The sequence below is a fragment of the Bacillus sp. JJ664 genome (assembly GCF_036962205.1).
Classification (GTDB): domain Bacteria; phylum Bacillota; class Bacilli; order Bacillales; family Bacillaceae_G; genus Gottfriedia.
This window is the reverse complement of record NZ_JBALMS010000053.1, coordinates 19,183-32,058: the sequence shown is the minus strand read 5'-3', so window position 1 is coordinate 32,058 and position 12,876 is coordinate 19,183. Positions and strand designations below refer to the sequence as shown.

Below are 12,876 nucleotides of genomic sequence, written 5' to 3'. Positions count from 1 at the left end.
ATCCATTACTCTACTATTCTTCATCAATATATCGATACTAGTGGATTTTTACCGATCTTTGTTACACTTTTTCTATTTTCAATTGCATTTTTAACAATTGGCTTAGCAATCGGTACACTTACTGGCCATTATTTTTCGCAAACACTTTTTACTATTTTTACCATTTTTTCACCAGTTCTAATCTTTTTTAGTGTGTTATCAAATTTAAAAGGACTTTTTAATAAAGATTTTAGTGGATTATTAGAAATTGAAAAGAAAATAGTCGATTGGTCTATTTCTTTCCAATCTGGTCGTTTAAGTATTACAAAAGATTTTGATCAACAAAATGTGACGTATCCAACATTTGATTTCCATAACCTAGTTGTCATTCTCATTTATATTTTTGTATTTTTAGTGATTGGTTTGCTTTGTTATAGTCGAAATGCAAATGCTAATAATGGAAAATTATTTGTTTATAAAAAGTTTGGTCATTTTGTAAATATTCTATTTGTTTATTTATCAGCAACTTGTATTGCAATTCTTACTTCAACAATTGCAAACGGAAGTAATGTCATTGTTTATGCGATTGGCTTACTGATTGGATTTATAGTTGGTTTTTATTTCTATAAACGACTTAACAAATTCTTTGAATAAAGTATAAAGTAAAAAAGCGCTATTTTCTCTTTTTACTGAGAAATAGCGCTTTTCATTTTAAGAAATAAAATTTAATGCAAAACGTACAAAAAATAATGCAGAGATTGCCACCATATAAGGTGTAATTTCAGTTTTTTTACCTGCCGCTAACTTAACTAGCGGATAAGCGATAAAACCAAAAGCAATTCCATCAATAATACTATATGTTAAAGGAATGAATGCTAATATTAAAAAGGCTGGTATCGCCTCAGTAGGATCATCCAATTGTATATCAGTAATGTGTTTAACCATTAATGAACCGATAATAATTAAAATCGGCGCGATTGCAGATGTTGGAATATACGCAATCAGTGGCATAAACAGTAAGCATCCTAAAAATAATAGACCTGTTACAACAGAAGTAAGACCTGTTCGACCTCCTGAACTGATACCTGCACTACCTTCTACGGCAACGACAGTAGGACTTGTTCCAAAAATACCTGATAACAAGATCCCTAAGGCAGTTCCTTGTATGACCTTCTGCTGCTTACTCTCTTGATTCATCATACTTAATTGCCCATGTATGATTCCAATTGATTCAAATAAAATGACCATTGTTAACGAAAATACTGCGATCCAAAAAGAAAAACTCATGATATGCGTAAAGGTCAGTTGTCCGACAACTTGATTCGCAGAATCAAATGTAATTGCAGTTGTTTCGTGTGCTTTTTCAATGCCACCATGTAGTAAAAACGAAATGAACGTTCCTAAAATAACGGTAATTAAAAAATTAGCTGGAACATTTTTAATAAATAAGTAAATCGCAATTCCAAGTGTAATAACTGTCGCTAAAACATCAGGATTTGAGAAGTTTGCAATTGATACAAAAGTATCTTCATTCTTTACGACAATTCCACCTTCTTGAAGACCAATGAACGTTAAGAAAAATCCGATCCCTACTGTTATTGCACTTTTTAGTGATAATGGAATCGCAGTTGTCAGTTTCTTAACTAGGTTTGTAAACGATAAAATGGACAATATTACACCGCTAATAAATACGACTGCAAGCGCTTCCTGCCAGCTCATGCCCATTTCTCCAACCATTGTGTAAGTGAACAGTGCATTAATACCCATTCCTGGTACTAATACTAAAGGTGAGTTGCTCCATAATCCGATCATGACGCTTCCTAAAAACGCTGATAGGATTGTTGCAATCATTGCCCCTTGAAACGGTATACCAGCATCATGTAGTATTGTACTGTTTACAGAAAGTATATAGACAAGTGTTAAAAATGAAATAACGCCTGCAATAACCTCCGTTTTAATGTTTGTACCGCTTCCTTCAAGTTTAAATTGTTTGTTTAAAAGATTTTTCAAGTGAATTCCTCTCTTATAGTGTCTCCCTCGCCCACCCATGCACTAAGGCACGTTAAATATTATACTAGACATTGTCAAATATGAAAACAAAAATTTACTATTTACATGGTGAACTTCCCAATTGAGTTTCTTCTATTCCAAATTCATTTTTACATGTAAAGAAAAAAGCCATTCTCAACTAATGAGAATAGCTTTTGAACTTAATTTTAAGCTTCCATAATTAAATCGTAAACTAAAGTAGGCTCTTCTACTTTTTCTTTAGAAAGAATGATATTTTCAAGTAGATCTTTCTCTACTTCACTGATATCCTCTGTGTTTGAGTATACAGTTACTAATGATTCACCTTTTTTCACTGCATCTCCAACTTTTTTGTTTAACATTAATCCAACCGCTAAATCGATAACAGATTCTTTTGTCGCACGCCCTGCACCTAATTTCATAGCCGCTGTTCCAACAGCATCAGCAACGATTCGTGATACATAACCATCTTCTTTTGCGACAACTTCTTGAACGTATTTTGCTTGAGGTAATCTTGAAGGATCATCAACAACAGATCCATCTCCACCTTGAGCTATTAAGAATTTTTTAAACACTTCTAGTGCTTTACCGTTTTTCATATTTTCAAGAAGTTTAGCTCTTGCTTCATCAAGTGTTTCAGCTTTTTTCGCTAAAACAACCATTTGACTACCTAAGATTAAACATAATTCTTCTAAATCTTTTGGACCTTCACCTTTTAATGTGTCAATTGCTTCTTTAACTTCTAAAGCATTACCAATCGCAAGTCCTAGTGGTTGGCTCATATCTGAAATGATTGCTACTGTTTGTCTACCAACATTATTACCAATCTTAACCATTGCTTTTGCAAGATCTCGAGCATCTTCAATGTCTTTCATAAATGCGCCTGCGCCTGTTTTAACATCTAATACAATCGCATCTGCCCCAGCTGCTATTTTTTTACTCATAATTGAACTAGAAATTAATGGGATTGAGTTAACTGTCGCAGTTACATCACGTAAAGCATATAATTTTTTATCAGCTGGCGTTAAATCACCAGTTTGACCGATTACAGCTACTTTAATGTCATTTACTTGTTTGATGAATTCTTCTTCAGTTAGTTCAACGTGGAATCCTTCAACAGCTTCTAACTTATCAATTGTTCCACCAGTATGACCTAAACCTCTCCCGCTCATTTTTGCAACTGGTACATCTAATGAAGCAACTAGTGGTCCTAATACTAATGTAGTTGTATCGCCAACTCCACCAGTAGAATGCTTATCAACTTTGATTCCTTCAATGTTTGAAAGATCGATTGTATCACCAGAGTGAACCATCGCCATTGTTAAATCGCTATATTCTACTTCAGTCATACCTTTTAAAAATACTGCCATTGCAAAAGCACTCATTTGATAATCTGGAACGCTACCATCTGTAAATCCGTTAATGATAAAATTGATTTCTTCTGTTGTTAAAGTTTTTCCATCACGCTTTTTTTCAATTAAGTCTACCATTCTCATGTTTGGAATTCTCCTATCTGTTATGTCTCTTCTATTTGTATCTAATTTAGAACGAAAAGGGACTTCTACAACATCTGTGCAGAAGTCTTTTCATTTAAGGTACTTATCCTAATTTACGAACTATTTCTTTTACTAATGATAAAAATTGTGATCTTACTCTTTGCGTTGTTTCAATTACCTCTTCATGGTTTAAAGGTTGATCTAAAATACCTGCAGCCATATTTGAGATACATGAAATACCAAGTACTCTTAAGTCGGCGTGACGAGCAACTGTTACCTCAGAAACTGTTGACATACCAACAGCATCAGCACCTAATGTTCTAAACATACGGATTTCTGCTGGTGTTTCATATGACGGACCAGTAACTGCTAGATATACTCCCTCTTGAAGGTTTACATCCACTTCTTTTGCCGCACTTCTAGCAACTTCTCGAAGTTCACGATCATAAGGATGAGACATATCAACAAATCGTAACCCTAGTTCTGGATTATTAGGTCCAATTAATGGACTTGTTCCAGTAAAGTTAATATGATCAGTGATTAGCATTAGGTCACCTGGTTCAAATGAAGTATTCACTCCACCAGCTGCATTTGTTACAACTAAAATGTCTACACCTAATTCCTTCATCACTCGAACAGGGAATGTTACTTTTTCCATGTCATAACCTTCGTAATAGTGAATTCTACCTTGCATAGCGACAACGCTTACACCATGAATATCACCGAATACTAATTGCCCTTCATGTCCTTCAACTGTAGAAGTAGGAAATTCAGGTATCGTATGATATGGAATTTTCACTTGATTTTCAATTTCATCTACTAAGATCCCTAAGCCTGAACCAAGGATTAAACCTATTTTTGGTTTACGTTTAATTTTTTCTTTAATAAATGAACCAGCTTTTTCAATCATTTCTTTATTCATTTTTACTCCACCTTATCTCAATTTTCCTAAAAAACTTGATCCATGTGATGGCAATTTTACATCAAAATTCTCAGCGATTGTCGCGCCAACATCTGCAAAAGTTTTTTGAATTGGTAACTCTTTACCTTCAGTAAACTTTTTACTATAAACAATTAAAGGTACATATTCTCTAGTGTGATCAGTACCAGCAAATGTTGGATCATTGCCATGGTCAGCAGTAATAATTAATAAATCATCTTCTTTAAGCAGTTCAAATACTTCTGGTAATCTTGCATCGAACTCTTCAAGCGCTTTGCCATATCCTAATGGATCACGACGATGTCCATATACTGCGTCAAAATCAACTAGATTTAAGAAGCTAAGACCAGTAAAGTCCATATTTAATGTATCTACTAATTTATCCATTCCGTCCATATTTGAAACAGTACGTAATGCTTTTGTAATACCTTCACCATCAAAAATATCAGAAATTTTACCAATTGAAATCACATCATAATTCGCGTCTTGTAATTCATTCATTACAGTACGTCCGAAAGGCTTAAGTGCATAATCATGACGGTTTGGTGTTCGTTTAAAGTCACCTGGTTCTCCAACAAACGGTCTAGCAATGATTCGACCGATCATATATGGATTGTCTAAAGTTAATTTACGAGCAATCTCGCAATATTTATAAAGGTCTTCTAAAGGTATTACATCTTCATGTGCTGCAATTTGTAAAACAGAATCAGCAGAAGTGTATACAATTAAGTCTCCAGTTTTCATATGTTGCTCGCCAAGCTCTACTAAAATTTCCGTTCCAGAAGCTGGTTTATTACCGATGATTTTACGTCCAAATTGGCTTTCAAGCTCACTGATTAACTCAGCAGGAAATCCATCAGCAAATACTTTAAACGGCTTGTCTATATGAAGCCCCATCATTTCCCAATGTCCTGTCATCGTATCTTTTCCAACTGATGACTCTTCCATTTTCGAATAAAATGCAAGTGGTTTCTCAGCTTTTTTAATTCCTTGTAATTCGCGAATATTACTTAATCCTAGACTTGCCATATTTGGCATATGTAATCCATTCATTTTTTCTGCAATATGTCCTAGTGTATCTGAACCAACATCATTAAATTTTTCTGCATCAGGAGCCTCTCCTATACCTACAGAATCCATAACAACGAGGAACACGCGCTTAAATTCTTTACTCATCTGTTTTCCTCCTAACGATCGCTACAAACTGAAACTAAAGTGTAGAGTCAGATGTCTGACAACTAAAGTATACTTATTGTCCTAATTCTTTTCAACCATTATATTTTCCATTTTGTGTCTAATGATACGATTTTTCCCTTTAATTTTAAAAAATTTCACTAATAATTAAATAGTAAAAAGCCCAACCTATAGTAAGTTGGGCTTGTTTTCGTTTTATTAAGCTGTTTGATTTTGAGATGAATTCTCGTTGTGTTTTTGTGCTTTTTTCTTTGCAACTAAAGTACCAGCAATTACTACTACAGCCGTTAATACAAGTTTAAAAGCTGTAGCGATAGCTTTATTTTCAAACACATCTTTAATCATATGATCATGAGTAATCATTCCAGCGGCAGTCCAAGCTAAAATAGCAGAACCGATCGTTGTAATAATTGGATATTTGTTCATAACTTTCATTAAATAAGAACTTCCCCAAACAATAATTGGGATTGAGATTAAAATACCGATTACGATCGCTGTTAAGCTTCCGTGTGCCACACCTGCAAGAGCTAATACATTATCAAGACTCATTAAAGCGTCTGCGATAATGATCGTTTTTACTGCTCCCCATAATGTTGCACCACTCTTCACTTCACCATGATTAGCGTCATCAACTAATAATTTAAATGCGATCCATAGTAACATTAAACCACCGATTGCATAAATTAAAGGTATTTTTAATAAGAAAACAATGATTGCTGCAAATACTACACGAAGTCCGATTGCACCTATTGTACCTAAAAGTACCGCTTTTTTCTTTTGCTCTTCAGGTAAATTTTTAGCAGCTAAAGCGATTAAGATTGCATTGTCGCCACTTAATAACAGGTCGATAAAGATTACGTTTACTAGTACGCCTAAACTCAGTCCAAATATTTCCATGACTCTTCCCCCTCATAATCTACTATTTTATTAAACAACCTGTACCCGTGTCTACAAAAATAAAAAGACCTTTGCCTATAGTTGTAGATCTACGGCAAAGGTCTTGCTGAGCATACGCTAGTTATATGCCAACAAAGCCGATGAGAATAAATTCTCATGAATTGACGACTTTGTTTCAGGATTTCTCCTGACGCTACTCCCCTTTGGAGTATTCGATTGTTTGTAATATAATATTATGCCAACTCGTCTATTATGTCAATAATTGTTAATCAAATTTTAATTTTTGTTTTTCGTTCGTTCATTTTGCTCTAACGATTCTTATCTTAAAGCACTGATCATTTTTTATCAATGTTAATATTTTACTGCATTGTTAATATTTTTGGACCTTCACTTGTAATAGCTAAAGTATGCTCATATTGTGCTGAATTTTTACCATCTCTTGTACGAGCTGTCCATCCATTACCATCCATTTGAGAATGCCATGTTCCAATATTAATCATTGGTTCAATCGTGATGACCATACCTTCACGAAGTCTAAGTCCTTTTCCTGCCATACCAAAATGAGGTACAAATGGTTCTTCATGAAGTGTTGGGCCAATCCCATGACCAGTAAAATCACGTACAACTGAATAATTTAATGATTCAGCATATGATTGGATCGCAAATCCTATATCACCTAATCGATTGCCTACAATCGCTTGTTCAATACCTTTAAATAAACATTCTTTTGTAACTTTTAGTAAATCTTTATTTTCTTTTGTAATATTACCTACACCGTATGTCCATGCTGAATCTGCAAGAGCACCATTTAAATTAACAACCATATCAATTGTTACTATGTCGCCTTCCTGTAAAGCCTTTTTACGAGGGAATCCGTGACAGATTTCATCATTAATTGATGCACATGTCGCATATTCATATCCACGATAGCCCTTTTGTTCTGGCTTCGCACCATTTTCAGCTAAAAACTTCTCTACAAATTGATCAATTTCCCAAGTTGTAATCCCTGGTTTAATCATTTTTGCAATTTCTTTATGTGTAGCTGCTAATAATTTACCAGCTTCATGCATTAAATTGATTTCCCGCTCAGTTTTAATTGTAATCATTTTTATTCATCCTCTCTTACGTATCCACTTAATGACTAATTTAATATATTATGCATTTACTTGGCAACAAATCCTACAATATAAAAAGAAAAAAGAGCCTATTTTAAGCTCTTGGGTGAAATTCTTTATACACATCTTTCAATCTATTTTTTGTTACATGAGTATAAATTTGTGTCGTTGAAATGTCAGCATGTCCAAGCATTTCTTGGACCGACCTTAAATCTGCACCGTTTTCTAATAGATGAGTAGCAAATGAATGTCGCAAAGTATGAGGTGTTAGTTCATGCTGAATATTTGCTTTTTCAGCTTGTTTCTTTAAGTTTTTCCAAAAACCTTGTCTCGACATTCGATTACCATGATGGTTTAAAAATAGCGCATCGTTTTGTTTTTTTCCGATTAATTTCATTCGTGCCATTTTCAAATACTGCTCTATTGAGTTAATTGCTAGTTTCCCTAGTGGAATAATTCGTTCTTTACTTCCTTTTCCTAGGCATCGCACAAAACCCATTGTTAAATTTACATCTGAAAGATTTAAAGATAGTAATTCAGAAACGCGCATTCCCGTGGCATATAATAGTTCTAGCATCGCCTTATCTCTTAATCCAAATTCAGAGCTATCTGACACCTCTAACAATGCCTCTACTTCAGCAAGTGAGAGAACTTTTGGTAACACTTTTGGCGCTTTTGGAATTTCGATTAAAAGTGAAGGATCATCCTTCATTCCATCCACTTCTCTGATTAGAAATTGGTGAAACGAACGAATAGTAGCTAATTGTCGAGCCATTGTTCTTGCCGTTAAATCTCTTTCTTTCAAATATTTTAAATAGCCAATAATATGAATTCTCATAATATTAGAAAGCCCTTGTATCCGCTCAACTTGGTCCATATACATACCATAGCTTTCTAAGTCATTGCCATATGATAGTATTGTATTTTTTGATAATCCTTTTTCTACTTGAATAAAATGGATAAAGTCTTCTGAAGCATACTCAAACTCTTTTTTAAATGGCGTTTTTTCATTAGTTGTCACTCTTCATTACTCCCCGTTTTGATAAAACCGTACCAATTGATTTAAAGTACCATGATTATGGTCTTTATCAACTTTTAACATTGATCCTTCTGGTCGGTCATATCTATGCATATCCTCATATTCTGAATGTATCCATTGTATAGCAAAATAAAATAAGATTGTACATGTAATAAATAAAATGGCTACCTTTAATACATTCAAAAAAATAACAGCTCTTTTTTTCATATGACCACCACCTATTTGCTAGAAGTAAAGACATCATTACTACATACTATGCAAAATTTGGACAAATCATACTTCTATTCTTAGATTAGATTTGATTCTTCTCTAAGAACATGAAAAAGAGCAGACCTATTTTGATGAACTGCTCTACTCGCTTTTTATTGATCCATATTCAAGGATACTTCATAAAATGTAATTTTTAGTTTTAACACTCATTAGTTACTGATCTTTTATTGTTCTTCAGAATCATGGCAACGATGACATACACCATGAAACGATAAACGATGATCTTTAATTTTAAAATTCCAACGTTCTTCAACTGTCTTTTCAATATCACTTAAGAGATTTTCATGAATTTCATCTACTGCTCCACAAATAGTACAAATTAAATGATGGTGAAAATGTTGAGCACCTTCATGCCTTAAATCGTATCTTGAAACGCCATCACCAAAATTTATTTTATCAACAATTGTTAACTCAGTTAGTAATTCTAACGTACGGTAAACAGTAGCAAGTCCTATTTCTGGCGATTTTTCTTTCACTAGGAGGTAAACATCTTCTGCACTCAGGTGATCTTCTTCGTTCTCTAATAAAACTCGAACTGTAGATTCCCGTTGTGGTGTTAATTTATATCCTGCTAAATGTAGTTGTTTTTTTATTCGTTCAACTCGTTCTTCCATTTTTTTCACTCCCTCGCCACTTGATAATAATCATAACAAAGAAAGAGAAAGTGTCAAAAATTATTTGCTAATTTTTTGAAACTATTATTTCTGAAATTGCTTTTAAAAAGTAAGAAGAACCATATGCTTCGATAACACTTGCAATACTTAGACAGATTGCTACTAGGCAAAAAACGATTGAATATGATACTAATTGTTTCATGATCGCTTCGTTATCATTTTTCATAAATTGTTTTCGGATCATACGAATTGATAATTGAACTGCTAAAACAGTTAATAATATATAGAGAGGTAATACGATAACATTTTGCGGAAAGACAGATGAAAATGCTAATAGTATTCCGTGCCACCCTAGCTGGTTCACTAAAAATCCAACTGTAAATCCAACTACTAATCCTTTCATAAATAATAAGATTAATATAATTGGCAATCCAATAATTGAGATTCCTAGAATCCAAATTAAGGCTAAAAACTTTAAATGAGTAGAATAACTCGATAGAAACACTTCATTTCCATTTATATAGCCATCATTATTAACTTGTCCAAAAAATTGCGTAATAAATGAAAGTATATCCTGTTTTTGACTTACGTTCATACTATTTACAATGACTGCTCCGAAAACAACACCAAATAGTAAAATGACACTTACAAAAATATAAAGTGGCATGTAATCCTTCACATGATTCTTCATCGTTAATTGGACTGTGCTTCTTGTCATATCATCAACTCCTCGTGTCGTAGTCTCTTTTCATTTTATGATTGGACAAGTAATTTATTCTTTGAATTTATAAAAGTTTGAAAATTGATAATAAAATAGTAACGAAGAAAAAATTTTTTCCGATAATAATAGTAGGGTTAAATTTTATAAAGGCAACGGAGGAATTTATTTATGTTTACGTTCAAGAAAAAAACAAATCGTAAAGGTGTAACGACAGTTAAAACTGATCAAGTGAAGGTGATTGTTGATTTATCTCAAAAACATTTAGATCAATTCCAAATGATTCGTTACACAAGTGAAGATATCGCGCTTAAAGGTCATTTTTATTCGACTTATATTAAAAAACATGAAAAAGAAATTACTGAAAATGTGACGGAGAACCTTGGAAACAAAATGGATACAGTATTTCGTATCTTAAATGATTCTGGAGAACCAACTACATTAATCAAAAAACAAATTGAGTTACATTTCACAACAGTTTATAATGCTGCATTCGTTGATATGATTAAACGATTAACAGCAGTTTATACTGCTAATAACCCTGAATTTTATATTGGAGCTTTCCAATGTTATTTAACAGAATATATTAGAGTGGCATTTCTTGAAATTGAAGATGCGATCGAACGCACAAAATTTATTACTGCTATTATGAAATCATTAAATTTCGAACAACAATTATTTACACAGTTCGTGAAAGAAAATATTTTAGAAGAAACAGAATTACATAGTAAAACTGAAGAAGAATTAAAAGCTCAAATTCAAGAAATCGCTGAAGAGCTTGTTGCACTTACTCAACAAACAAATGCTGCAGTTGAAATGCTTGTAGAACAAAGTCACCAAGTAAAAACTCAGGTTCATGACTCTAATTCACAAGTAATCAAAACACAAGAAATTGCTGGTACAGGTAAAAATCAAGTTAAAGATTTAGCTGATAGTATTGGCGTTATTTCTACAAATACTCAAAAAGTAATTGAAATGGTTGAGCATTTGAATAGCTCATATCAAGATATTGCTGATGTTATTAAAATTGTACAAAGTATTGCAGATCAAACGAATTTACTATCTTTAAACTCTGCAATCGAGGCAGCACGTGCTGGTGAGCATGGTAAAGGATTTGCTGTAGTAGCACTAGAAGTACGGAAATTAGCTGAGCAAACGAAAAATTCAATCTCAAAAATCGAAGAGATTATTGAAGTTTCAAATACTTACTTACATGATGTAGTGACATCGATCAATGATGTTTCTGGTATTGTAAAAGACGGTCGCGTTCATGCTGAATCCACACAAGTTTCATTCGTAACAATCGTTGAAGAAATGGGTAAAAGTATCGCAGGTGTTGAAAAAACTCAAAAAGAAATTAATCAGCTTGCTGAAACAATTAATGAAATTGGACAAGCAACTCACCGTGTAACTTCTTCAGCAGAAACATTAATGAACGTTGCAACAAAAACTTTAGTTACAAATTAATTTTCTACTAAAAAAGCTGTTCTAGTCCATGACTAAAACAGCTTTTTTCATTAATCTTGTTTGTGTTACTTTAGGAATAATTCGATTTGATTTCTAATCAACTGACTAATATTTTTAGCAGTTTCTTTATTATTTCCATAGATAGAAGAATGTGTGTAGCCTTGAATTGTTACATGGCTACCTTTTAATGACATTCTTGCATATTGCTGATGATAATCCTCTACTCTTTGTAATAGTTCAGCTTGGTTCTTTTTACCGAATGATAATCCACTTTGTTTTGAAGCAGTTAAAACAAGCAACGGGATATCTATTTGTTTTTTTAGTGCCTCACCGATTCTTTTATTACTGTAATAAAGGTTTTTCCACTCGCTAACAACAGTTTTCCAGTGTTTTAAGCTTTTTAATGCCCTTAACATTTCAAATCGTTCTTCAGTATGCTGTTTAAACATTTTGCTAATAAATTGACTTGGGAAAATGTTTGTTATCTTTAGTTGATTTGCTCTCTTCATTAATAGCGCATATTGATAAAGTAATTTATCATATAATTTTTGTTCATTATCCTCTAATTGAGGATGAGTTGGATCAAGAAGGATCATCGACTGAACTCTATTTGGAAATAAATGATTTAGTTGATATGTAACATACGCCCCAAGCGAATGACCTACAGCAATTAGTGGACCTGAAATATTTAATGTCATTAATAAATCATAACATTCATAAGCTTGCTGCTCAGTTGATCGTTCACTTGTCCACTGCCCACTTTTCCCATAGCCAAGTCGATCATACGCAATCACTTTCGCATATTGACTAAGTTCCTTTTGTAAATACTGCCATTGATGAAGGGTATGCATCATACCGCATTCTAATAAAATGGTAACCTTTCCCTCTCCCATTATTTTAACATGATACGTTCCTAGTTCTCCTGTTACAAACAAGGTTTTCACCTCAGCAATGATTTTATTTGGTTTATTGTATTCCATTTCCTTATTTTCTATTTTAACAAAAACGTTTTTTATTGATGAGTATTTCGTCAACTTCAAGATACTCACTTTCTAAAAGAGGTGAGGTGCGCGTTTTGTTGCATCTGTCCGCTTGTCCATTATCTATTCAATAATAGGA

At 33.2% G+C, this 12,876-nt stretch carries 13 protein-coding genes; 2 read left to right on the top strand and 11 right to left on the bottom strand.

From position 1 onward, the window contains the following. Positions 1–633, top strand: a 633-nt coding sequence (locus tag V7056_RS10375; RefSeq protein WP_499701671.1) for a hypothetical protein, incomplete at its 5' end; no start/stop codon positions are given. A 57-nt stretch (positions 634–690) separates the two neighbouring features. Here V7056_RS10375 and V7056_RS10370 read toward each other — a convergent pair. From V7056_RS10370 to spoIIM, 10 genes are all read right to left on the bottom strand, one after another. Next, on the bottom strand, positions 691–1,989 hold the full coding sequence (locus V7056_RS10370; protein WP_499701670.1) for an NCS2 family permease: 1,299 nt from the start codon (positions 1,987–1,989) through the stop codon (positions 691–693). 206 nt (positions 1,990–2,195) lie between these two features. Next, positions 2,196–3,503, bottom strand: a complete 1,308-nt coding sequence (locus V7056_RS10365; protein WP_499701668.1) for a pyrimidine-nucleoside phosphorylase — start codon at positions 3,501–3,503, stop codon at positions 2,196–2,198. A 103-nt stretch (positions 3,504–3,606) separates the two neighbouring features. Further along, positions 3,607–4,425 (bottom strand): purine-nucleoside phosphorylase, encoded by an 819-nt coding sequence (locus tag V7056_RS10360; RefSeq protein ID WP_499701667.1) that lies wholly within the window; start codon positions 4,423–4,425, stop codon positions 3,607–3,609. 12 nt (positions 4,426–4,437) lie between these two features. Next, the gene (deoB, locus tag V7056_RS10355) at positions 4,438–5,619 is read right to left on the bottom strand and encodes a phosphopentomutase (RefSeq protein WP_499701665.1); all 1,182 of its coding nucleotides are present in this window, start codon (positions 5,617–5,619) and stop codon (positions 4,438–4,440) included. Positions 5,620–5,835: 216 nt separating this feature from the next. Further along, entirely contained in the window at positions 5,836–6,534 is a 699-nt protein-coding gene (locus V7056_RS10350) for a TerC family protein (RefSeq protein WP_499701663.1), read from the bottom strand. Positions 6,535–6,893: 359 nt separating this feature from the next. Next, entirely contained in the window at positions 6,894–7,640 is a 747-nt protein-coding gene (gene map, locus V7056_RS10345; RefSeq protein ID WP_499701661.1) for a type I methionyl aminopeptidase, read from the bottom strand. A 103-nt stretch (positions 7,641–7,743) separates the two neighbouring features. Next, positions 7,744–8,670: a site-specific tyrosine recombinase XerD gene (xerD, locus tag V7056_RS10340; protein WP_499701659.1), complete on the bottom strand. Its 927-nt coding sequence runs from the start codon at positions 8,668–8,670 to the stop codon at positions 7,744–7,746. Between the two features lie 6 nt (positions 8,671–8,676). Then, positions 8,677–8,895 carry a YqzK family protein gene (locus tag V7056_RS10335; RefSeq protein ID WP_087999322.1) on the bottom strand — a complete coding sequence of 73 codons (219 nt, stop codon included), beginning with the start codon at positions 8,893–8,895 and terminating at the stop codon, positions 8,677–8,679. Positions 8,896–9,122: 227 nt separating this feature from the next. Continuing rightward, positions 9,123–9,572 (bottom strand): ferric iron uptake transcriptional regulator, encoded by a 450-nt coding sequence (fur, locus tag V7056_RS10330; protein WP_087999321.1) that lies wholly within the window; start codon positions 9,570–9,572, stop codon positions 9,123–9,125. A gap of 67 nt (positions 9,573–9,639) precedes the next feature. After that, on the bottom strand, positions 9,640–10,290 hold the full coding sequence (gene spoIIM, locus V7056_RS10325) for a stage II sporulation protein M (protein WP_499701657.1): 651 nt from the start codon (positions 10,288–10,290) through the stop codon (positions 9,640–9,642). A 171-nt stretch (positions 10,291–10,461) separates the two neighbouring features. Between spoIIM and V7056_RS10320 the strand changes: the two genes are divergently transcribed. Continuing rightward, positions 10,462–11,757 (top strand): methyl-accepting chemotaxis protein, encoded by a 1,296-nt coding sequence (locus V7056_RS10320; RefSeq protein WP_499701656.1) that lies wholly within the window; start codon positions 10,462–10,464, stop codon positions 11,755–11,757. A gap of 65 nt (positions 11,758–11,822) precedes the next feature. On the opposite strand, the gene V7056_RS10315 is transcribed toward V7056_RS10320, so the two are convergent. Next, positions 11,823–12,737 carry an alpha/beta hydrolase gene (locus tag V7056_RS10315; protein WP_499701654.1) on the bottom strand — a complete coding sequence of 305 codons (915 nt, stop codon included), beginning with the start codon at positions 12,735–12,737 and terminating at the stop codon, positions 11,823–11,825. Between the last annotated feature and the right edge of the window lie 139 nt (positions 12,738–12,876).

Excerpts from the sequence above, each read along its gene's own strand:
- V7056_RS10365 (WP_499701668.1), bottom strand. The coding sequence starts at position 3,503 with ATGAGAATGGTAGACTTAATTGAAAAAAAGCGTGATGGAAAAACTTTA.
- V7056_RS10360 (WP_499701667.1), bottom strand. The coding sequence starts at position 4,425 with ATGAATAAAGAAATGATTGAAAAAGCTGGTTCATTTATTAAAGAAAAA.
- deoB (WP_499701665.1), bottom strand. The coding sequence starts at position 5,619 with ATGAGTAAAGAATTTAAGCGCGTGTTCCTCGTTGTTATGGATTCTGTA.
- V7056_RS10350 (WP_499701663.1), bottom strand. The coding sequence starts at position 6,534 with ATGGAAATATTTGGACTGAGTTTAGGCGTACTAGTAAACGTAATCTTT.
- map (WP_499701661.1), bottom strand. The coding sequence starts at position 7,640 with ATGATTACAATTAAAACTGAGCGGGAAATCAATTTAATGCATGAAGCT.
- V7056_RS10335 (WP_087999322.1), bottom strand. The coding sequence starts at position 8,895 with ATGAAAAAAAGAGCTGTTATTTTTTTGAATGTATTAAAGGTAGCCATT.
- fur (WP_087999321.1), bottom strand. The coding sequence starts at position 9,572 with ATGGAAGAACGAGTTGAACGAATAAAAAAACAACTACATTTAGCAGGA.
- spoIIM (WP_499701657.1), bottom strand. The coding sequence starts at position 10,290 with ATGACAAGAAGCACAGTCCAATTAACGATGAAGAATCATGTGAAGGAT.
- V7056_RS10320 (WP_499701656.1), top strand. The coding sequence starts at position 10,462 with ATGTTTACGTTCAAGAAAAAAACAAATCGTAAAGGTGTAACGACAGTT.
- V7056_RS10315 (WP_499701654.1), bottom strand. The coding sequence starts at position 12,737 with ATGGAATACAATAAACCAAATAAAATCATTGCTGAGGTGAAAACCTTG.